This is a genomic window from Gilliamella sp. Pas-s25, from assembly GCF_009795885.1.
Lineage (GTDB): Bacteria > Pseudomonadota > Gammaproteobacteria > Enterobacterales > Orbaceae > Gilliamella.
This window is the reverse complement of sequence record NZ_WTEV01000030.1, coordinates 1-20,641: the sequence shown is the minus strand read 5'-3', so window position 1 is coordinate 20,641 and position 20,641 is coordinate 1. Positions and strand designations below refer to the sequence as shown.

The 20,641-nt window shown below is 34.8% G+C and carries 19 protein-coding genes and 2 tRNA genes; 10 read left to right on the top strand and 11 right to left on the bottom strand.

Annotated features, from left to right (window positions below):
• Positions 1-15 precede the first annotated feature (15 nt).
• From opp1B to GQ593_RS11330, 5 genes are read left to right on the top strand one after another with little or no spacing between them, the layout of a single operon-like run.
• Positions 16-960: a nickel/cobalt ABC transporter permease gene (gene opp1B, locus GQ593_RS11350; RefSeq protein WP_160432125.1), complete on the top strand. Its 945-nt coding sequence runs from the start codon at positions 16-18 to the stop codon at positions 958-960.
• Entirely contained in the window at positions 957-1,787 is an 831-nt protein-coding gene (gene opp1C / locus GQ593_RS11345) for a nickel/cobalt ABC transporter permease (RefSeq protein ID WP_160432124.1), read from the top strand. The genes opp1B and opp1C overlap by 4 nt, the downstream gene beginning before the upstream one ends.
• Positions 1,784-2,650, top strand: a complete 867-nt coding sequence (locus GQ593_RS11340; RefSeq protein ID WP_160432123.1) for an ABC transporter ATP-binding protein — start codon at positions 1,784-1,786, stop codon at positions 2,648-2,650. Before opp1C ends, GQ593_RS11340 begins: the two co-directional genes overlap by 4 nt.
• Positions 2,651-3,430, top strand: coding sequence for an ABC transporter ATP-binding protein (locus tag GQ593_RS11335; protein ID WP_160432122.1), 780 nt, complete (start codon positions 2,651-2,653; stop codon positions 3,428-3,430).
• Positions 3,431-3,433: 3 nt separating this feature from the next.
• The gene (locus tag GQ593_RS11330; RefSeq protein WP_160432121.1) at positions 3,434-4,759 is read left to right on the top strand and encodes an MATE family efflux transporter; all 1,326 of its coding nucleotides are present in this window, start codon (positions 3,434-3,436) and stop codon (positions 4,757-4,759) included.
• Between the two features lie 221 nt (positions 4,760-4,980).
• On the opposite strand, the gene GQ593_RS11325 is transcribed toward GQ593_RS11330, so the two are convergent.
• On the bottom strand, positions 4,981-5,409 hold the full coding sequence (locus GQ593_RS11325) for a hypothetical protein (RefSeq protein ID WP_160432120.1): 429 nt from the start codon (positions 5,407-5,409) through the stop codon (positions 4,981-4,983).
• A 238-nt stretch (positions 5,410-5,647) separates the two neighbouring features.
• The gene (locus GQ593_RS11320) at positions 5,648-5,854 is read right to left on the bottom strand and encodes a hypothetical protein (RefSeq protein ID WP_091346771.1); all 207 of its coding nucleotides are present in this window, start codon (positions 5,852-5,854) and stop codon (positions 5,648-5,650) included.
• Positions 5,855-6,281: 427 nt separating this feature from the next.
• Here GQ593_RS11320 and GQ593_RS11315 point away from each other — a divergent pair, with 427 nt between their 5' ends.
• Complete coding sequence (locus GQ593_RS11315; RefSeq protein ID WP_160432119.1) at positions 6,282-6,422, top strand: transposase family protein; 141 nt, start codon at positions 6,282-6,284, stop codon at positions 6,420-6,422.
• A 129-nt stretch (positions 6,423-6,551) separates the two neighbouring features.
• Positions 6,552-6,707, top strand: coding sequence for an integrase core domain-containing protein (locus GQ593_RS11310; protein WP_202115475.1), 156 nt, complete (start codon positions 6,552-6,554; stop codon positions 6,705-6,707).
• 530 nt (positions 6,708-7,237) lie between these two features.
• Here GQ593_RS11310 and GQ593_RS11305 read toward each other — a convergent pair.
• Both GQ593_RS11305 and GQ593_RS11300 read right to left on the bottom strand, forming a co-directional pair.
• Positions 7,238-7,570: a DMT family transporter gene (locus GQ593_RS11305; protein ID WP_160432118.1), complete on the bottom strand. Its 333-nt coding sequence runs from the start codon at positions 7,568-7,570 to the stop codon at positions 7,238-7,240.
• A gap of 195 nt (positions 7,571-7,765) precedes the next feature.
• Positions 7,766-7,841, bottom strand: a tRNA-Lys gene (locus GQ593_RS11300).
• 300 nt (positions 7,842-8,141) lie between these two features.
• Here GQ593_RS11300 and GQ593_RS11295 point away from each other — a divergent pair.
• Positions 8,142-8,813 (top strand): OmpW family outer membrane protein, encoded by a 672-nt coding sequence (locus tag GQ593_RS11295; protein WP_160432117.1) that lies wholly within the window; start codon positions 8,142-8,144, stop codon positions 8,811-8,813.
• 51 nt (positions 8,814-8,864) lie between these two features.
• On the opposite strand, the gene GQ593_RS11290 is transcribed toward GQ593_RS11295, so the two are convergent.
• The 4 genes from GQ593_RS11290 to recQ form a co-directional block, all read right to left on the bottom strand.
• Positions 8,865-11,723, bottom strand: coding sequence for a valine--tRNA ligase (locus tag GQ593_RS11290; RefSeq protein WP_160432116.1), 2,859 nt, complete (start codon positions 11,721-11,723; stop codon positions 8,865-8,867).
• Positions 11,724-11,920: 197 nt separating this feature from the next.
• The gene (gene panC / locus GQ593_RS11285) at positions 11,921-12,769 is read right to left on the bottom strand and encodes a pantoate--beta-alanine ligase (RefSeq protein WP_160432115.1); all 849 of its coding nucleotides are present in this window, start codon (positions 12,767-12,769) and stop codon (positions 11,921-11,923) included.
• A gap of 11 nt (positions 12,770-12,780) precedes the next feature.
• The gene (panB, locus tag GQ593_RS11280) at positions 12,781-13,623 is read right to left on the bottom strand and encodes a 3-methyl-2-oxobutanoate hydroxymethyltransferase (protein ID WP_160432114.1); all 843 of its coding nucleotides are present in this window, start codon (positions 13,621-13,623) and stop codon (positions 12,781-12,783) included.
• 399 nt (positions 13,624-14,022) lie between these two features.
• Positions 14,023-15,852, bottom strand: a complete 1,830-nt coding sequence (recQ, locus tag GQ593_RS11275; RefSeq protein ID WP_160432113.1) for a DNA helicase RecQ — start codon at positions 15,850-15,852, stop codon at positions 14,023-14,025.
• Positions 15,853-16,133: 281 nt separating this feature from the next.
• Between recQ and GQ593_RS11270 the strand changes: the two genes are divergently transcribed.
• Positions 16,134-16,210: transfer RNA gene (locus GQ593_RS11270), tRNA-Val, on the top strand.
• Positions 16,211-16,291: 81 nt separating this feature from the next.
• On the opposite strand, the gene GQ593_RS11265 is transcribed toward GQ593_RS11270, so the two are convergent.
• From GQ593_RS11265 to GQ593_RS11255, 3 genes are all read right to left on the bottom strand, one after another.
• The gene (locus GQ593_RS11265; protein WP_160432112.1) at positions 16,292-16,606 is read right to left on the bottom strand and encodes a hypothetical protein; all 315 of its coding nucleotides are present in this window, start codon (positions 16,604-16,606) and stop codon (positions 16,292-16,294) included.
• Positions 16,603-17,106 carry an endonuclease gene (locus GQ593_RS11260; RefSeq protein ID WP_160432111.1) on the bottom strand — a complete coding sequence of 168 codons (504 nt, stop codon included), beginning with the start codon at positions 17,104-17,106 and terminating at the stop codon, positions 16,603-16,605. Before GQ593_RS11260 ends, GQ593_RS11265 begins: the two co-directional genes overlap by 4 nt.
• A gap of 320 nt (positions 17,107-17,426) precedes the next feature.
• Complete coding sequence (locus GQ593_RS11255; protein WP_160432110.1) at positions 17,427-19,400, bottom strand: TonB-dependent receptor domain-containing protein; 1,974 nt, start codon at positions 19,398-19,400, stop codon at positions 17,427-17,429.
• Positions 19,401-19,568: 168 nt separating this feature from the next.
• Here GQ593_RS11255 and GQ593_RS11250 point away from each other — a divergent pair, with 168 nt between their 5' ends.
• Positions 19,569-20,495 (top strand): siderophore ABC transporter substrate-binding protein, encoded by a 927-nt coding sequence (locus GQ593_RS11250; RefSeq protein WP_160432109.1) that lies wholly within the window; start codon positions 19,569-19,571, stop codon positions 20,493-20,495.
• Positions 20,496-20,641: the final 146 nt, after the last annotated feature.

Sequence of the window (20,641 nt, the reverse complement as noted above, 5' to 3'; positions counted from 1 at the left end):
TATTACTTAATAAAAATGTTAAATTATATAATAAGACGTTTAATAATGATGATACCGATTGTTATCGGTATCTCATTTATCGCATTTTTGCTAATTAACTTAGCCCCATCAGATCCAGCAGAAGTGGCGTTACGTTTAAACGAAATAATGCCCACCCCTGAAGCAATTGAAAGTATGAGTCAAGAACTTGGTCTAAACCAACCGTTTTGGCAACGCTATTTTAATTGGCTATATAATGTCTTTCATCTTGATTTTGGACGTTCATTTATCGAGCGCGACAGATTAGTCTGGGACGAGATGATCCGCTGTTTAAAACCCACGCTTATTTTAGCCACTTCATCTTTTATTTTTACCTTAATTATCAGTCTAGTACTGGGTGTATTATGCGCCATTTTTTCCAACTCAATATTTGATCATATTTTGCGTATCGTCATATTTTTAGGTACTGCCATGCCAAGTTATTGGCTTGGTCTATTATTGATTTGGCTATTTGCTAACTATCTTGACCTATTACCAACTGGTGGTTATGGTTCTTGGCAAAATTTAATTTTACCCACCTTGACGTTATCATTTGTGTATATTTCTACTTATGTTCGTTTTATTCGAAATAATATGATCGAAAATATGCATAACTATTTTATTTTTTATGCCCGCAGTCGCGGACTAAAAGAACGAGTCATCATTTTAAAACATGTATTAGCTAATTCATTGCATACCACGATTACTGCGCTGGGTATGACTATTCCACAACTCATCGCTGGCTCATTTGTGGTTGAATATATTTTTTCATGGCCAGGGCTTGGACGCTTATGTATTTCAGCAATTATGAACCGAGATTACCCAGTTATTCAGGCTTATATCTTAATGATGGCTATTTTATTTGTGGTTTGTAATTTTATTGTCGATATTTTACACCAATTATTCGACCCACGATTAAGAGATAGTGGTAATATTTCATGAATTTACTTAAACAACTTGTTAAAAATAAAATTGGACTATGTTGTTTAATCATCATTGCCACTATTATAATTTTAGGTATTTTTGCCCCCTATATTGCACCATTTGATCCCAATAAAATTCGAATAGTGCGTAAATATGCCAGTATTTCTGCCGAACATTGGCTTGGTTGTGATCATTTAGGTCGAGATATCTTTTCACGATTACTTTATGGTATTCGTACAACGCTCTTTTTATCGTTACTAACTATGACAATTACTATTATCATTGGTTCAATAATTGGCTTAATTTCGGGCTATAAAAGAGGCAAGCTTGATGAAATGATTATGAGAGCGTGTGATATTATGCTCTCCTTTCCTAGCCAAGTGATGATACTTGCCATTGTTGGGGTACTTGGCGTTGGCATCGAAAATGTCATAATCGCCAATATTGTTGTAAAGTGGGCTTGGTATAGCCGAATGATCCGCAGCAGTGTAATTAAATATAGCCGTAAAAACTATATTCTTTTTTCGCGAGCAATTGGCGCGCCCCATTGTTTTATTATTCGAAGACATTTATTACCAAATATCATCTCTGAACTCATTGTGCTTGCAACTCTCGACACCGGTTGGGTTATTTTAAACATCTCAGCACTCTCTTTTATTGGATTAGGTGTACAAGCGCCAACGGCTGAATGGGGGCTGATGTTAAGTGAAGCGAAAAACGTAATGATTCAGCACCCTATGCAAATGGTCTTTCCTGGCATTACTATTCTAATTGTTGTTGCTGCCTTTAATATGCTCGGGGACTGCTTGCGAGATATTTTTGATCCAAAGGAAAAAACAGTATGAGTGACAAATTACTTGAGGTTAAGAATCTAACCGTAACACTTGATAGTAATCAAAAATTGCTCAATGACATTTCATTTTACCTTAAACATCATCAATGCCTCGGCATTGTTGGCGAAAGTGGCAGTGGCAAAAGTTTAACATGCAAAGCCATTATTGGCTTATTAGAGCCTTATTTTTCTGTTCAAGGTAAAATTCTTTTTTCACCGCAAAACGCCAACATTCAGTTACCAGAAAATAGTGATTTATTAAAGCAGACTAGAGAAACACTGCGGTTTATTCGTGGCAATGTGATTTCGATCATTTTACAACACCCTATGAGTGCTTTTGATCCCCTTTATCGTATTGGTAAACAAATAGTCGAAACATTGCTTGCCCACCACTCAATCAGCAAAAGTGAAGCCATAACAAAAGCCCTTAATATGATGGCAGATATTGGACTTAATGATCCTAAGCAAGTTTATAATAAATATCCTCATCAACTCAGTGGTGGAATGTTGCAACGAATCATGATTGGTATTGCTTTAATGCTTGAACCTGAACTGATTATTGCAGATGAATCCACAACAGCTTTAGATTCAATTAGCCAATTTCATATTTTAAAAATGTTTGAACAAATTAAACAACAATCTAAAACGGCCATGATCTTTATCTCGCATGATTTGGGTGTTATTCATCATATAGCAGACCATATTATTGTGATGAACCAAGGCAAAATTGTCGAACAAGGTAGCTGTGAGCATATCTTTTATCATTCTGAAAATAACTATACACAATATTTAATAAATGCACGGAAGCAACTATTAACCAAATTTAATACCGTTATTCAGCCAAATACGCTGACATCAACATCGGAGACAATTTAAATGCCACCGTTATTGCAAGTTGAAAATGTAAACAAAGCCTTTTTACAACCCAATCAAGGCTTGTTCAGCCGAAAAAAAACGCCCATTATTAAAGATGTCTCTTTCTCATTATATCAAGGGGAATGCTTAGGCATTATTGGTGAAAGTGGCAGCGGTAAAAGCACGTTAGGCAAACTGATTTTAGGCCTTGAAAAACCTGACAGTGGTAAAATCTACTTTAATGGATATGATACTGCACAACGTGCTTGGCGAAAATCGGCGATGCGAAGAGACATTAGCGCGGTATTTCAAGATTATAATGCTTCGGTTAATCCTTATTTTACTGCATCTGAAATTATTGCCGAACCCATTGATATTTACCAAAAAATATCATCAAACACACGTAAAAAACGCATTGATGAACTTTTAGAACAAGTTGGCTTAGATCACAGCTTTTATAACCGCTTTCCTCATGAAATGAGCGGTGGACAATTACAAAGGATCTGCATTGCACGAGCTATTGCTTGCTCACCTAAATTTATTTTATTTGACGAGGCAGTCAGTTCTTTAGACATCTCAGTACAAACGCAAATATTATCTTTGCTCGCTGATTTACAAAAACAGTTAAACTTAACCACGATTTTTATTACTCATGATTTAACCACAATCACTTATTTATGCGATCGTATTATCTTTTTTTATCAAGGCAACATTGTTGAACAGGTGGATAACATTGACCAATTAAATCAAGTCAACCATGCTTATTCCAAACAACTTCTTGACTCTATTTTAGGTTTTTAAATTATGACAGCACCATCAACATTAAATAAGCAGTATAATTTTAAAGATTATCTTGCTCTGGTCATTCCCTTTATTATTTCAACTATCACAACACCCTTACTCGGTGTTGTAGATACAGCCCTAGTGGGTCATTTACCCAATCCAGCTTTTATTGCAGGGATTGCTGTTGGTACGGTTATTTTTAACACCCTATATTGGTTATTTGGCTTTTTACGTGTCAGTACAACTGGCTTTGCAGCACAAGCATTAGATGATCCCATTTTATTAAGAGCCTCACTCATCCGTCCTATTTTTATTGCAATTGTATTAGGTATCATTTTTATTATTTGTCAAAGCGTGATCTTCAATGCCGCAATGCAGATTATTAAACCAAATCAAGACGTACAACATCACGCACGCACCTATTTTGCTATCCTGATTTGGGGTGCACCTTTTGTGTTAATCAATTACGTTTTAGTAGGATGGTTAATGGGCATGGCGAAAATAAAAGCCGTCTTATTTTTGCAGGTATTAATCAATCTACTAAATATTGTTATGGCAATGATTTTGGTATGGGGATTTCACTTTGATGTATCCGGTGTCGCCTTTGCAACCTTAAGTGCGCAAATAATCTGCACATTATTAGGCATTTGGTTTATTTATCATTATTTACCTAAAGCCAAACAAAAAACCAATTTCGCAACAATATTATCTTGGCAGTCATTAAAAGGCGTAATTTTAGTGAATAGCAACTTAATGATTCGAACTATTTGTTTGTTAATTGTCACCAATCACTTTATCTCGATTGGCTCTAGTTTTAGTACCGAAACATTAGCCGCTAACGCTGTCTTATTCCAAATTCATTACTTAATGGCTTATTTATTTGACGGTTTTGCCAACGCCTCAAGCGTATTTAGTGGCAAAGCAAAAGGCACTAAAGACATTACTTTATACAATCAAACGTTACGCTGGTCAAAACTTGCCTGTATTATTTGTCCAATCCTATTAGTTGCTATTTGGTTGCCCCTTGGTACCACTATTATCAAATTACTCACCAACCAAACTGATATTATTGACATCTGCATGCAATATCAACTTTGGTTAATTATCTTCCCTATCGTTGTGGCTGGTGGTTTGATCTATTACGGCGTCTTTTCGGGCATTAGCTATACGTCATCTATCCGTGATTCAATGATACTTTCTTTACTATTATGGTTAGTATCGCAATATATTTGCGTACCAATCTGGGGCAATAACGGGTTATGGCTTTCTTATATTTTATTTAGCTTAGGTAGAACCTTATTTTTAGTCATCTGGATAAAAAAATCCAAAAATTATCTATTACACTAATCAACTAAACTATCTGCTCGATATCTGGGCTTTATGCTACCTAAAACATTGATCAGATAGTTTATATAAAAAATACTCAAGATAGTCAATTTAGTCGTGGAAAAAACAATGCTATTGTGGCAACAATTTTATTCAATTCAGGTCGCAAAATTACCGATAATTTAACACTCTACTTTAAGGGAGTAAACACAGCATTGATACAGCGGTAATCATTAATCTGCTCATTGTTTTTGACAAATTTCATCAATTGATAATGTTGCGGGCACATTGCGATTATCAGTGAATTGAAAGCGGAATAAGAAGCTAATATCATAAGCACGTAACACATCAATCACATCTTGCTTGTCACAAAATTGCGCATTTAGACCAAGCCTAATGCCTTTGGTAATTTCTTCTATTGATGCACTTTGACTATCGGTTGGCATATTGTATTCAAAAACGATGCTATTAAGGTTATAAAAAATATTAGTGACTTCATAACCCGCTTCGACTTTAACCGGAAATGTTCCACCTTCGCCTAATATCGATCTTTTAGCACTATCCGCAAAGGCTTTAGTTATATTTGCTGATGAAGGCAATTCGGCACTATACGCGCTTGAAATCATAAAAAAAGCAGAAACTAGCACAGCCAATTTTATTCGTTTTTTCACTCCAGTATTCCTTATATTGAATGTTAATCAAGTTATATTATTTTAACGGCATTATTGGTTTAGATAAGCCTAATTATGTTGCTATTTTACACAAAAAATAAAAGAAAAATAATAAAATATTAGTTTTATTATAAAAATAAAGCAGAATAAAATATTCAGCAAAACGGCAATTATCTAAAATCGACACTATAAAAAAGGCAACCCAATGGCTGCCCTTAATCGTATTAACTGACTATAATCACTTTTTATTTGGATGAGGATCTTTAACTGAATCACCCTGCCCAGACATAATATACCAACCATTTTTACTATGCGGTTTTTTATTATGATCAGGGCAAGGAGGTAACGATTTTTTGCTTTGGTTTGAATATATATAGCCACAATCGGCACACTTATAAGTACCAGCCGAAACATCACTACCATATGGAGCAAATTTTTGTACCATGATAAGTTTCCTCCTAATAAAATTGCGATAAGCCCAATTACTTATCAATGTATATATAAGCGCTGATTTAAGAAAAAAGCAAGTATAATTTTTCAACAAAAAAATCAATAAAATATTTATTTTTATTGCACAAAAAAGTCAGAAAAAATTGATTTTATTTAAGTTTTTATTTTTTAAATAAAATTATTTTTTTTGATATTGCTACCGTTTTGAAAAATTGTGATCATGTGGCTTGCTTAAAATAGCGTTACTTTTTGTTTTAACACAAAGCAAACCAACCATCTTAATGACTTAATAATAAACAATATGCCATATGCCAAGCCACTTAAAACAGGAAATAAAAATGCACATAAAAAAACAAAAGTTCATTTAAACCAATATAGTAATACGGCAAGCCAAACGCTATAACAAAACCTATCTGGGTGAAATGCTACACGTTGACACCAAACGTTTACCGTTACTTAACAATGAAGCGCAACAGCAAACTAGAGACTATTTATTTGTCAGCATTGATGATTTTTCACGTGAGCTTTATGCAGGTATTTACCCTGATAAATCCCAATTTTAGCTCAGCACAGTTTTTACAAAATGATGTATTAGCCTAATGTCCCTATTACCACTACGTGTATTTATTCCGATCCAGCCTGCTCACAAACGAATGAGAAAGCCGAAAGAGTGATACCCACTTTGAATTGCGATGTGGCATAATCAGCAAATATTTAGCGACGAAAAAGATAGAAAACAAAAGCTTAAACGCTTTATTAATTTTTATAATACCGTTAAACTACATAAAGCGATTTCGGGGAAAACGCCTTATGAGTTTTTAGAGGATTATTTTAATCATGAAGTGTAAACAACTCGGCAGTTTCCCACATTTAAATAATTATTTGTGTCTTCTACTACTTGTCCATTAATAGCATTTTCAGTTATAAAATTGATTGTTGAACCATTATTTAAGGTTATAGTATCTGTACTAACCGTTTTTGTTCTAGATAATGGTTCTCGATTACTAGAACAAGCGATTAAAACAAAGCTACTAAAGCCTAAAATAAAAATTTTAGAAATTAATCAATACCGGTACAGTCTAGCTATTCACTGCTTTTATTATTGACTGTTAGGTTTAAATTTTATGATCTATTCGTCTGATTGAATTGTCTGCACCATTAGACTAATTATAATATTAACCCCAACAAACGAACCTAATGTTATCCTAATAATATTCCTTAAGAGCAAATATCTCTCACTGAAATTTAAAGACAATAGCGTAAATTGCATGAAATTAGTTACTATACAAGTTATTATTATGATAGGGAAAAAGGATAAAATAAATAAATTTTAGAAATATATCTTATAAATCGGACATCAAAGAACTTTAATTATTGTTCAGTGCCCTGCTACTTTCGAGAATAAATTAATAATTACAACACCAAACATAATAAATCCCATGCCGATTAGCGCAGCGAAATCCAACGTCTGTTTTAAGAAAATCCATGCAATTAAACTGATTAACACAATCCCGATTCCAGACCAGATAGCATATGCAATACCAACAGGAATGGTTTTTAATGCTAACGAGAGTAGATAAAACGAAGCACTATAGCCAATAATAGTGATGATTGAGAAAATAAGATTAGTAAAACCATTTGATAGTTTTAATGACGATGTTGCTATCACTTCACAAATAATAGCAAAAAATAGTAATAAATATGAGTTCATCTTAATGCCTATAATCGTTAAATTAAAAAAGCTAATTTTCTAAAATTAACGCTGAAACCTTAGATTCATCAACTTTAATTAACTGCATAAACGTTAATAGATAAAGCCAATATTTTCGTTGTCCTATTTCTAAATCATTAAGTATGAATCAAAGGTAAAATAGATAGCTATTAACGCTTGAAAAGGAAGATATTATGGTGGGTTGTGAGGGGATCGAACCCGCGACCAATTGATTAAGAGTCAACTGCTCTACCGACTGAGCTAACAACCCACCGAAATATTCGCCTATATTGTATATAGTTTTAAGCAATAATGCAAATCACTAATCTAATTTTTATTTACTAAAATTTTGAGATAAATCGCAAAAAAAACAAATTTAATATTCTAAAATCATTAGAATTTTATCATTATGCGACTTAAGTTTGATTTATTATGAATCAATAAAAATTAAATTTAACAAGTAAATTTCAATATTGCTAGATTATTAAATAAGTCTATGTTTTACTGTAGTGTGTTTTTCAACATAATTAAATATTATATAATTAATTATAAATAAATTGGGAGAAAAGAAATGAAAATATCGTCAGTTGCTATGCTGATCACAATGGGATTAGCCAGCTCTGTAGCTTATGCGCATACTGCAAATGAAATTATTGTTCGTGGTGGGCCAGTTTATGTTCACCCTCAAGATAAAAGTGATCATGTCAAAGTAGGCGGAGCCAAAAGCGATCTAAAAGCAAAAGCCGATAACGATACTCAACTTGGATTAAATTTCCAATATATGGTGACCGATAATATTGGTGTCGAACTGTTAGCTGCAACACCTTTTAGCCATCAGGTTAAACTAGGTGGAGGCAATTCAACAGGACTTGCTGGTGCTCATTTAGGTAAAATTAAACATCTACCACCAACATTAAGTGCTGTTTGGTATCCACTTGATTCACAATATGAGTTACAACCCTATGTTGGAATGGGTATCAACTATACCTTCTTTTTTGACGAAAAACTTAGTGGCGAAGCCAAAAAAGCGGGATTTCATGGTTTAGATCTCGATAGTTCTTGGGGCTGGGCTGCACAAGTCGGTGCTGATTATACTTTAAATGACAATTGGCTTTTGAATGCTCAAATACGTTATATCGATATTGAAACTAAAGCGACTACCCATTTAGGCAATACTAAAGTTACCGCTAATTATAAGCTTGATCCATGGGTTGCAATGATTGGTGTGGGCTATAAATTTTAAATGAGCAAACATAAAAAAACCTCTCAAACGAGAGGTTTTTTATTACAAAGATTAAAGATTTTTTATAGCGACATACTGCTCTTGCAGTTTGGCTTTATCATCAATATAACCTTGTTGTTTTTCTTTTTCTTTAGCAACTACTGCTGCTGGTGCTTTATCGACAAAGCTGGCATTAGACAGTTTATTTTCAATACGAGAAATTTCGCCATTGATGCGTTCAATTTCTTTTTCTAAACGCGCAAGTTCGTTTTCTTTATTGATTAATCCTGCCATTGGGATTAGCAACTCGGCGCCATCAACCAGTTTGGTGACCGACAATGGTCCTGTTTCACCATCATCAAGCAAAACAATTTCAGATAATCTTGCTAATGATTCAATAAAATTGATGTTATCAGCAATGATTCGATGCACTGTTGGTGAGCCTTTTCGAATTAATAACTGCAATGGTTTGCTTGGCGCAATATTCATTTCAGCACGAATGTTTCGTACGGCAATCACGACATCTTTTATCCAATTAATATCGGCTACTGCTTGATCATTTGAATGCTGTTCATCAAAAGCAGGCATTGGCTGTAACATAATGGTGTCAGCGCTTATATTCATTAAGCCTTTTACATTTTGCCAAATTGCTTCGGTTATAAATGGAATAATTGGATGTGCAAGGCGTAATAGAGCTTCTAATACCGTAATTAACGTATGGCGAGCTGCGCGTTGCTGTGATAGTTCGCCATTGGCTAAAATGGATTTGGTTAGCTCTAAATACCAATCACAGAATTGATTCCATGTAAACTCATATAAAATATTAGCTGCTAAATCAAAACGATAAGTTTCAAACGCTTCTCGATAAGCTTTAATAGTTTGATTAAATTCGGCTAAAATCCATTTATCTGCTAAAGAATAATCTAAATCCCCACCTTTAAAGCCACAATCATGCCCTTCTGTATTCATCAACACATAACGGCTAGCATTCCAAAGTTTATTACAGAAATTACGATAACCTTCTAAACGTTTTAAATCCCAATTAATATCACGCCCTGTTGAGGCTAATGCTGCTAAAGTAAAGCGTAGTGCATCAGTCCCGTGCGCTTCAATACCATTAGGGAACTGTTTTTGAGTACGTTTAGCAATTTTTTCGGCTAATTGAGGCTGCATCATATTGCCAGTACGTTTTTCTAATAAAGCTGACAATGATATACCGTCAATCATATCTAAAGGATCAATAACGTTTCCTTTAGATTTAGACATTTTCTGTCCTTCTTCATCACGAATTAAACCAGTGACATACACCGTTTTAAAAGGAACTTGCGGTTTACCATGTTCATCTTTAATAAAGTGCATGGTCATCATGATCATTCTAGCTACCCAGAAGAAAATAATATCAAAACCAGTTACCAGCACATTAGTTGGATGGAATGTGGCTAAATCATCAGTATTATTCGGCCAACCTAACGTTGAAAATGTCCAAAGTGCAGATGAGAACCAAGTATCAAGCACATCGTCATCTTGTTTCAGTTCAATATCATTGGCAAGGTTATTTTCACGTCGCACTTCAGCTTCATCACGACCAACATAAACATTACCTTGTTTATCGTACCAAGCTGGAATACGATGTCCCCACCATAATTGACGTGAAATGCACCAATCTTGAATATCATTCATCCAAGAAAAATACATATTTTCATACTGTTTTGGTACAAATTGGATATCACCATTTTTTACTGCATCAATAGCAGGCTCGGCAAGCACTTTTGCACGCACATACCATTGATCGGTTAACATAGGTTCAATCACAACACCACCACGATCACCATATGGAACGGTCAAATCATGCGGTTCGATTTTTTCTAAAATACCCAATGACTCACATTCTGCAACAACAGCTTTACGCGCTGCAAAACGTTCTAGGTTCTGGAATTGAGCCGGAATGGTTGGTTCGTAAGCCGCACTTAGTTCACCATTAGTATCAAATACTTCAGCTTGCTGACGAATATCGCCATCAAACGTTAAAATGTTGATCATCGGTAATTGATGACGTCGCCCAACTTCGTAGTCATTAAAATCGTGTGCAGGAGTAATTTTTACGCACCCTGTTCCTTTGCTCATATCAGCATGTTCATCACCCACAATAGGAATACGGCGGTTAACAAATGGCAATATCACAAATTTACCAATCAGATCTTTATAGCGAGGATCTTCAGGATTCACCGCAACCCCTGTATCCCCAAATAAGGTTTCAGGACGAGTGGTTGCCACCACTAAGTAATCTTTGCCGTCGGCTGTTTTAGCACCATCAGCTAACGGATAACGTAAGTGCCACATTGAACCTTTAACTTCGCGGTTTTCAACTTCAAGATCCGAGATCGCAGTGCGTAATTTAGGATCCCAATTGACTAAACGTTTACCACGATAGATAAGATTTTCTTGATATAATCGAACAAATACTTCTTTCACTGCATTTGATAGACCTTCGTCCATGGTGAAACGTTCACGATCCCAATCAACTGAATCCCCTAAGCGACGCATTTGCTTAGTAATGCTACCGCCTGATTCGGCTTTCCATTGCCAAATCTTGTCAATAAAAGCATCACGCCCGTAATCATGGCGTGTTTTATTTTCTTCAGCCGCAATTTTGCGCTCTACCACCATTTGCGTTGCAATACCAGCGTGATCGGTTCCTGATTGCCAAAGGGTATTATGACCTTGCATACGATGATAACGAATCAAGGCATCCATAATGGTTTGCTGAAAAGCATGCCCCATATGTAAACTACCTGTCACATTCGGCGGTGGAATGGCAATACAATAACTTGGTTGTGATTTATCACCACTGGGTTTAAAGTAACCGCTTTGTTCCCAATGCTTATAAATAGGTTGTTCAATTTCTTGTGGGTTATAAGTCGTATTTTTCATAATTAATGCATCAATCCTGATTTAAGGCATAAAATGGTTGCTATTCTACAGTAAAATAGCCAAACAATAAATTAGCAGAACAATAAACTCATTGATTAAATCGAATTGTAAAAATTTTTATAATACGATGAATAGCACAAAAAACCGCCTTATATTAAGCGGTTTTTTATATCTATCATTGTAAATATAATTTGTAATTAGTGATGTTGATAAATAAAATTATCAATTAATCGTGTTTTACCAATATAAACCGCTAGTGCACATAAACTATCTTGCTCAAGCATATCAACCGATGTTAATGATGCTAGATCGACAAATTCAATATAGTCAATCTTGGCTAAAGGTTGATTGACAATAAGATTATGCATAGCTTTTGTTATAACAGTTACCGACTTTTCTCCCTGCTTTATCATTGCATTAGCGCATTCAATTGCTTGATAAAGGCACACGGCTGCGGATCGTTCACATTCCGACAAATAACTATTACGTGAACTTTTAGCTAGTCCATCTGCTTCACGCACAATAGGGCAACCAATAATTTCAATGTCGAAATTCAGATCACTGACCATACGTTTAATTACCGCTAGCTGCTGTGCATCTTTCTGTCCAAAATAGGCACGATGAGGTTGTGTGATATTGAATAATTTTGTAACAACCGTGCAAACACCTTTGAAATGCCCAGGACGCCTCTTTCCACATAAAGCATCTGTTAAACCATTAACATCAACATAGCTGTTAAAATTAGCATCATACATTTCACTGGCAGTTGGACAAAAAATCAAATCCACCCCCATCTTCTCACAAGCGATTTTATCCCGTTCTAAATCACGTGGATAACTAGCAAGATCTTCAGAAGGACCAAATTGTATAGGATTAACAAAGATCGTCACAATAACTTGTTGATTATCTTTTTTAGCTGCTGTCATTAAGCTCTGATGGCCTTCATGCAGATAGCCCATGGTTGGAACAAGCCCAATACTATAGCCAGCTTGCCGCCAAGCTTTAACTTGCTCTCGTACTTGTCCAATTGTCGTTACAACATTCATTTAGTTATCCCTTATGATTGAAACTCAGATTTAAGTTTGCTCATTACCTCACTATCAATCGCAAATTCATGGATCGATGCTGGAAATTGTTGCTGTTTTACCTCTTGGCAATAATCAATAAACGCTTGTTTCATATGATGACCAATTGGAGCAAAAGATTTGACAAATTTTGATGCAACACCATCATACATAGACAGCATGTCTTGATAAACAAGCACCTGACCATCACAATTTACACCTGCGCCAATACCAATAATTGGAATACTCACTAATTGTGAGATCAATTTTGCTAAATCAGCAGGTACACATTCAAGTACAATCGCAATCGCACCCGCTTGTTCAACCGCTAATGCATCAAGAACAATATTTTTAGCATCTTGATAATCTTTACCTTGCACTTTGTATCCCCCCAATGCAAGAACAGATTGGGGCATGAGTCCAATATGCGCAACAACTGGAATGGAGGCTTGTGTAATCATTTTAATATGTTCACTAAATGCTTGCCCTCCTTCAAGTTTAACCGCTTGAGCTTGACCTTCTTTAATTAAGCGACCGGCATTGAAAACTGCATCATACACAGATGTTTGATAAGACATAAAAGGTAAATCAGTGACAACAAATGCCGACTTAGCGGCTCTTGCAACTGCTTTGGAGTGGTGGATCATATCTTCCATAGTAACCGATATGGTGCTATCGTAACCTAACATCACCATACCTAAAGAATCCCCCACTAATAAACAATCTACACCACTTTCATCCATTAATTTAGCTGTAGTGTAATCATAAGCAGTTAGCATAGTAATTTTTTGTCGGTTTTGTTTACGTTCTTTTAAAGTGGCAATCGTATTTTTCAAGGTAACAGCTCCAGTTCTAATTGTCGATAGTCCTTGTTTGGATGCTTTGTTCGACTAATATTAAGTAAATTTTTCAGTTATCTTTTTGTAAAAAATATTCAGGATTCTATACCGTTTGAGATTAATTGAGAGTTCGCAACTGCTATTGATTAAAACGGGAGATAACCATCGTATCAATTAAAAATTGACAAAACCTGTCAGTTAGCAATAAATGAGCACGCCAAAAGTGATAGGGACTTTAATAAAGATATTATGTTCGCTTTTTAAGTTATCTTTTTGTAAAAAAGATTCAGGATTCTATACCGTTTGGTGATTAATTGAGAATTCACAACATCTATTAGTTAAAACGGGAAATAACCATCTTACCAATCAAACAGTTATAAAACCTATTCCTACAAATTACATATTTTTTATCATAAATTGATTTATTTCATCTAAGAACAAATTACCATATTTTTCCAACTTGATTTTACCTACACCAGTAATATTAATAAGCTGCTTTTTACTTTCTGGTTTAGTTTGAACCATTTCAAGCAATGTCGCATCACTAAAAACAATATAGGGTGGAATATCTTCGGCATCGGCAATATCTTTACGCAATCGTTTAAGATTATTGAATAAAATTCGTTCTTCATAAGCTAGAATAGTTGTTAAATTAATTGCTCTAGCGTAACGATTTATACGGCTTTTTTTAACAATTTCTAAACGAGGTTTAGCCAATGATAATGATGTTTCCCCCCGAAGAATTAAACGTGCTTTTTGTGTTAATTGCAAAGTGGTATAAGTTGATATATTTTGGTTTAAATATCCCAAATAAACCAGCTGTCTAATAACACTGAGCCAATAGCCGGATGAATGCTGCTTACCAATACCATAAACGGATAATTTATCATGACCATTATCTTTAATTTGAGAGCGCCCTGAGCCACGTAAAACATCGACAATATATTGCGCTCCATAACGCTGTTCAACGCGATAAACACAGGATAAGACTTTTTGTGCATCAATCAAGCCATCATAAAGTTCAGGTGGATACAAACAAACATCACAGTTATTACAAGGTTCTTCCCGCTGTTCACCAAAATAATTAAGCAACACAATGCGCCGACAAGTCAAACTTTGCCCAAAAGCCCCCATTGCATCAATCTTTTGCAATTCGACCAGTTTATGTTGACCCTCTCTTTTTTCAATAACTTGTTGTTGATACCAATTAAGATCTTTACTATTAAATAATAGCATCGCTTCAGCCGGTACGCCATCACGCCCCGCTCGCCCCGTTTCTTGATAATAAGCTTCAATCGTTCGCGGACAGTCTGCATGAACAACAAAACGTACATTGGGTTTATTAATTCCCATACCAAATGCAACAGTTGCTACAATAATTTGTACATTGTCTTTTAAAAAATCTTCCTGTGCTTGTTGGCGCTCATTATTAGACAGCCCAGCATGATAGGCTTTAACGGAAAACCCTCGCGCAGCAAGTCTAGTGGTCATATCTTCCACTCTTGAACGGCTTGAACAATAAATAATGCCACTATTGCCTTTTTGTGTTTCAATAAACGAAATAACCTGCTCAGTTTGATTAAATTTTTCGACCACAGTATAACGAATATTTGGCCGATCAAAACTTCGCACTATAACTAAAGGATTGACCAAATTTAATTGATGAATAATATCAGTCTGCGTCATTTTGTCGGCAGTTGCGGTTAATGCAACAATTGGTACTTTAGGAAAACGAGTTGAAAGTTGACCTAATTGACGATAATCAGGTCTAAAATCATGCCCCCATTGTGAAATACAATGTGCCTCATCAATAGCAATTAAAGAAGGTGGATATTCATCGATTAATGTAGAAAAAGCCTGTAATGCTAATCGTTCAGGAGAAACATATAACAGTTTTATGGAGTGATCCAAATATTTTTTAATAACTTCTTGTTGCTCGCTCGATGATAGTGAGGCATTAAGATAGGCGGCAGAAATACCATTGGCTAATAGCTGATCAACCTGATCTTTCATCAAAGAAATTAAAGGGGATACAATAATTGCTGTTCCCGGCAATAATACTGAGGGAATTTGATAACATAAAGATTTCCCGCCACCTGTAGGAATAATTATTAAAGTATCACGTCCATCAATAATAGATTCAATAATTTCTCTTTGTTGATTTCTAAATGACTTGTAACCAAAAACATTTTGCAAAACATCTTCAATCTGATCTTTTATCGACATACCAACCTAAACATGTTGCCCCTAACTTGAAGTAGCGAGTATAGCTAAATTAATTTAAACAGACCACCACGAATTTATATAAATTTACAATTCATCCCAATAATAAAAAATTTTTTAGAAAAGATTTTTTGATTTAAATATGGTGATTTTATTCAAATCGTAAGCAAACAATGTTTGTTATACAACCAATTTGGTTCAAGAGATTAAAAAAACAGCTATTTTTTTATTTTTTTACTTGCTACAAATCAATTTGCCAGCTAATATTTGCGTGTTTCAAATATACGCCCGTAGCTCAGTTGGTTAGAGCATCACCTTGACATGGTGGGGGTCAGTGGTTCGAGTCCACCCGGGCGTACCATTCTAAAGCTTTATCTTACAAGCATTTAAAGTGATTACCTTAAATTCAGTTTTTTGGACACAAAAACACAGTCAAGCGACTTCATTTTTTCTTTTTGAAATTCTTAGAAGTGTATATTTCGTATTTCTTGAATTTCTCGTTTACTGGCTTGTTTTTTTTGCTAGAACGCACCCTATTTTGCTTTAATTTGTCTTGCTCATTCTTTGGTTTGTCACTCTCTTCTAATAAAAAATTGACCATAATAAAACAGATACAAATCAAAGCCAAAAAAGATACACCACCGATCAACCTAATTGCATCAGGATCTGAACCTCGATACGTTATATTATGGATTACCACTGCATCTACAATTTCCGACCAAAAAACAATTAAAAATAATACGATTAACTTTTTCATTGTGTACACCGCCCAGTAACAAACTTGTTATCATTATCCTGCACTTTTGCTATATGCGCATTACGTTTGCACTCGAAATTTTCAGGTGCATACATTGTATTCCAAGCCATCATTAGCTTCTTTTCTTGATTAGATAAATTGATTTTATATTTATCAGACATATAAAGATAGGCGCGTGCTATCATTCCACGGTTTTCGTTACGTGGCTGGAATACGTGAGCTTTAAAATCCATAGCACTTTTAAACTGCCTATACTGATTAAATTCTTTAGTGAATAGCGAATAACGATAATTAGACCTATCGCCATTCACTTCACCAATAGCCGGTTGCAAGTTATGCATATCCCCTTCTATTTGATTGAAGGTAGCATCTTTTTTACACACTTTACGTCTACCTCCTTGCCAGCATGTTAGGTGTCTACCAAAATTTTTGGCAGACATAACGTGTTTACTCTCAATGCATTCAGCTCTAGCCTGATTTTTCTTGTCTGGTATCCACATTTGCTAAAATCAACAACGCTTTTTTACCTACCCACGAAAATTCTCATCAGCAATAAAATATAGTTTGATTAGGGGTTTATTTATATAATTTGGTTAAATGTGTTTTAGCAGAATTAAAGTTCTGTGCTAAATAAACCAATAACAGAGTAAATAAAAGTAAGATAGCTATTTTTCCTATAAAATCCATTTAAAATAAATCCAATAATTTTAAAAATTAATATGTTACATGGGTGGTTTTTTAGTAAATAAACGCATAAATTAATGGATTATTTATAAAAAAGGCAGCTATAGTAAAGCTGCCTTATAATAATTAACAAAACCTAAAAATTAATTTCAGTACCGACAAAGTAACGTCTACCTTCTAATGTTTTACCAAAATCTTCGTTAGAGACATCTTTATCAAATAAGTTATAAACACCGGCATAAACTTTAGCTTGTTTATGTACTTGATAAGATGCACCGATGTCCCAGAAAGTGTAGCCAGGATATTCAACTTTTGTGCCATTACGGTTGTTTGATGATTCCATGCCATAATAAGCCATTTTAGCCCATAAATCCCATTGCTGGGTAGCATACCAATCGAGTTGGGTATTGAATTTTTGTTTAGGCGTTCGGTTTAAAGCTCGTCCTTTATATTGACCACTTTTTTGTTCTGTTTTTGTCCAAGCATAATTAGAGCTTAATAAGAAATCAGTAAATAAAGGCGTTTTAAATGAAAACTCAAGACCTTTAAGATCAGCTTTACCCACATTTTCACGACCTTGTATAAAGTCAAACTTTCTGCTATAACCGTTCAATAAACATTTGCTACCACTTTTTTTACGATCACAAATATAATAAGATTGAATTTTGTCTTTATATTTTGTGTAAAATGCAGTTGCCGAAGCATCGATACCATAATCATTAGTATAACCTATACCAATTTCAAAATTATTTGACTTTTCTGGTTTTAAATTTGGATTTCCAATGATTACACCATCCGAATATCCGCCCCCAGTTACTTGCCCCCAATCAGTTACAACGTAACGTAATTGTGGAGTCGCATAACCTGTTGAATAACCACCCTTTAAGGTAAAGTTATCATCAATATTCCAAACACTGTAAACTCTAGGATTCCAATTGCTACCATAATTTTCATCTTTGTTATAACGCAATCCTAGCGTTAAACTCCAATTTTCTAAAATTCGTAGTTCATCTTCACCAAATAGTGCATAATTCCAACGATCTATTTTTGACAATGTTGTTTTTAACTGATTACCTTTGTCATGTAGTTCTTGGTAATTATATTTTCCGCCTAAAGTGAGCATATTAATACTAAAAGGAATAGTAACACGTGTATCTACATCTGTATTTCGAATTTTCATCTGTCTTTTAGGGTTATTATTACCTTCATAAGCGACAAATGAGGTCGTTGACACATCACCAAATAAGCCATTATGTGTTAGTGCAAATGTATTTCGTCTATTATCTCTATTAAAGTCACTTCTAGATTTGTCTCTTGTTTTACCCGCCGTTGCGTTACTATTTTGTAAAGATCGTCCAAAATCCAAATCAAATGTTTGTGTTTCAGTAGCATTTAAAGATAATTTACCATTTAAACTACGTAATTTTTGCCCAGCATGACCACTTAGAAATTCATCTTCGTGACGTTTTGAATACTGTCCGTACAGCTGAATGCCTAAAATATCATCAATAATCGGTCCTATCGTTGAAAAACTACCAGTGTAGGTATCTTTTTCTTTTGAACGATAAGGAATAACCGATTCTAGACGTACACCACTTTGCCATTTGTTTGACACTTTTTTAGTAATAATATTAATAACGCCCCCCATTGCATCAGAACCATACAATGACGACATAGGACCACGTACAACCTCAATACGTTCAATTGCCGTTAATGGTGGCAACCAACCTTGCTCAAATCCCGAATTATCACTATTCGGTCTGGTTTCACGAGTACTAACTTTTTTACCATCAACTAGTATTAAGGTATATTTAGCATCCATCCCGCGAATACTAATATCAGTAGAATCCCCTCCACCAGTGACATTTACACCTGGGATATCTTTTAGCGCGTCAGTAACATCACGATAAGGTTTATTTTCTATCTCTTTAGGTGTAATAACCGAAATGGTTGCTGGCGCTTCTTTCACTTGCTGAGAAAACCCCGATGCAGTAACAACCATGGTATCAGTATCTGAATTGCTAGCAGCTATCGCAGTGCTTGATAATGACAACAAAATGCCCGTATTGATGACATGTTTTGCCAATTTAAACTTCTTTTTTGCGTTCATTTCTTATAACCCCATTATTTATAATGATATTTATAGTTTATATACCATGAAACACTACACCATATGAGAATGATTATCAATATCTTTATAAAAAATTATTTAGATCTAGACAATTCCTATTTATTGAATAATAATTATTATCATTTACATTAATGAGAGATATTGGATATGAACAAGAAAAAAAAGTTGCTTTTGAGTAGTATTGCGGTGATTGTATTAGGTTTAACCGGCTGCCAATCATCGACAACAATGAATGTCACTACTGATAATCAAACGGTGGTCGTCCCTAAAGCGCCTAAAAAAGTGGTAGTGATGAACTATGGCGCATTAGATACGTTAGATGCATTAGGTAAAGGCTCAATAGTTGCAGCCACCCCACGGTCAGTTATCCCATCTTACTTGCAACAATATAATAACTCCTCGATTACCGATACGGGCAATATGAAAGAACCCAATATTGAAACTATCAAGCAAGTTAAGCCTGATTTGATCGTTATTGATGGACGTCAGGCAAGTAAAGCCGAAGATTTATCTAAAATTGCCCCAGTTATTAATTTAAGTGTTGATGCTAAAAATTACGTTGAATCAACCAAAAATCATATCCAAGTGCTAGCAAAAATTACGGGAACAGAAAGCAAAGCGGATAGTATCATCCAATCATTAGATAAAAAAATTCAAAGTACACAAGCCTTAGCTCAAGCCAGCGCTAAAAAGGCTATTGTTGCTATTCATAATGATGGAAAAATGATTCTTATCAATTTAAGCTCAAGTGCGGCACTGATTCATGACGTACTAAATGTTAAACGAGCGGTACCACTCACCGTTATGCCTGCGAATAACGCAATAGGCAAGCCAAAACCAACTTTTGTTGATGATAATTATATTAAATCGGTAAAACCTGATATTGTTTTTGTGGTTGATCGTAGTAAAGCAATCGGCAAACAAGGTATGGCTGACCACTATTTTTCTCAGCGAGTACTAAACAAAAGTAAAACACATGTGGTTTATTTAACGCCAGATCTATGGTATTTGTCTGGTGGAGGTGCCGAAAGCATAAATCGTCAAATTGACGAAGTCATTAATGCATTAAAATAATAGTGTTTAATTAGCAAGTTTAACTTTCTATTCTTTAAAAGCCTTTATTGGCAATAAAGGCTTCAGATTGATGACAAACCTCGATATAATTCGGGGTTTATTTTTTTATTTAAACCATAAATAAGATTTTTAATTTGGATTTTATT

Bases quoted from the DNA above. Each gene is read 5' to 3' on its own strand.
- opp1B (WP_160432125.1), top strand. From the start codon at position 16: ATGTTAAATTATATAATAAGACGTTTAATAATGATGATACCGATTGTT.
- opp1C (WP_160432124.1), top strand. From the start codon at position 957: ATGAATTTACTTAAACAACTTGTTAAAAATAAAATTGGACTATGTTGT.
- GQ593_RS11340 (WP_160432123.1), top strand. From the start codon at position 1,784: ATGAGTGACAAATTACTTGAGGTTAAGAATCTAACCGTAACACTTGAT.
- GQ593_RS11335 (WP_160432122.1), top strand. From the start codon at position 2,651: ATGCCACCGTTATTGCAAGTTGAAAATGTAAACAAAGCCTTTTTACAA.
- GQ593_RS11330 (WP_160432121.1), top strand. From the start codon at position 3,434: ATGACAGCACCATCAACATTAAATAAGCAGTATAATTTTAAAGATTAT.
- GQ593_RS11320 (WP_091346771.1), bottom strand. From the start codon at position 5,854: ATGGTACAAAAATTTGCTCCATATGGTAGTGATGTTTCGGCTGGTACT.
- GQ593_RS11315 (WP_160432119.1), top strand. From the start codon at position 6,282: ATGCTACACGTTGACACCAAACGTTTACCGTTACTTAACAATGAAGCG.
- GQ593_RS11310 (WP_202115475.1), top strand. From the start codon at position 6,552: ATGTGGCATAATCAGCAAATATTTAGCGACGAAAAAGATAGAAAACAA.
- GQ593_RS11305 (WP_160432118.1), bottom strand. From the start codon at position 7,570: ATGAACTCATATTTATTACTATTTTTTGCTATTATTTGTGAAGTGATA.
- GQ593_RS11295 (WP_160432117.1), top strand. From the start codon at position 8,142: ATGAAAATATCGTCAGTTGCTATGCTGATCACAATGGGATTAGCCAGC.
- GQ593_RS11290 (WP_160432116.1), bottom strand. From the start codon at position 11,723: ATGAAAAATACGACTTATAACCCACAAGAAATTGAACAACCTATTTAT.
- panC (WP_160432115.1), bottom strand. From the start codon at position 12,769: ATGAATGTTGTAACGACAATTGGACAAGTACGAGAGCAAGTTAAAGCT.
- recQ (WP_160432113.1), bottom strand. From the start codon at position 15,852: ATGTCGATAAAAGATCAGATTGAAGATGTTTTGCAAAATGTTTTTGGT.
- GQ593_RS11265 (WP_160432112.1), bottom strand. From the start codon at position 16,606: ATGAAAAAGTTAATCGTATTATTTTTAATTGTTTTTTGGTCGGAAATT.
- GQ593_RS11260 (WP_160432111.1), bottom strand. From the start codon at position 17,106: ATGTGGATACCAGACAAGAAAAATCAGGCTAGAGCTGAATGCATTGAG.
- GQ593_RS11255 (WP_160432110.1), bottom strand. From the start codon at position 19,400: ATGAACGCAAAAAAGAAGTTTAAATTGGCAAAACATGTCATCAATACG.
- GQ593_RS11250 (WP_160432109.1), top strand. From the start codon at position 19,569: ATGAACAAGAAAAAAAAGTTGCTTTTGAGTAGTATTGCGGTGATTGTA.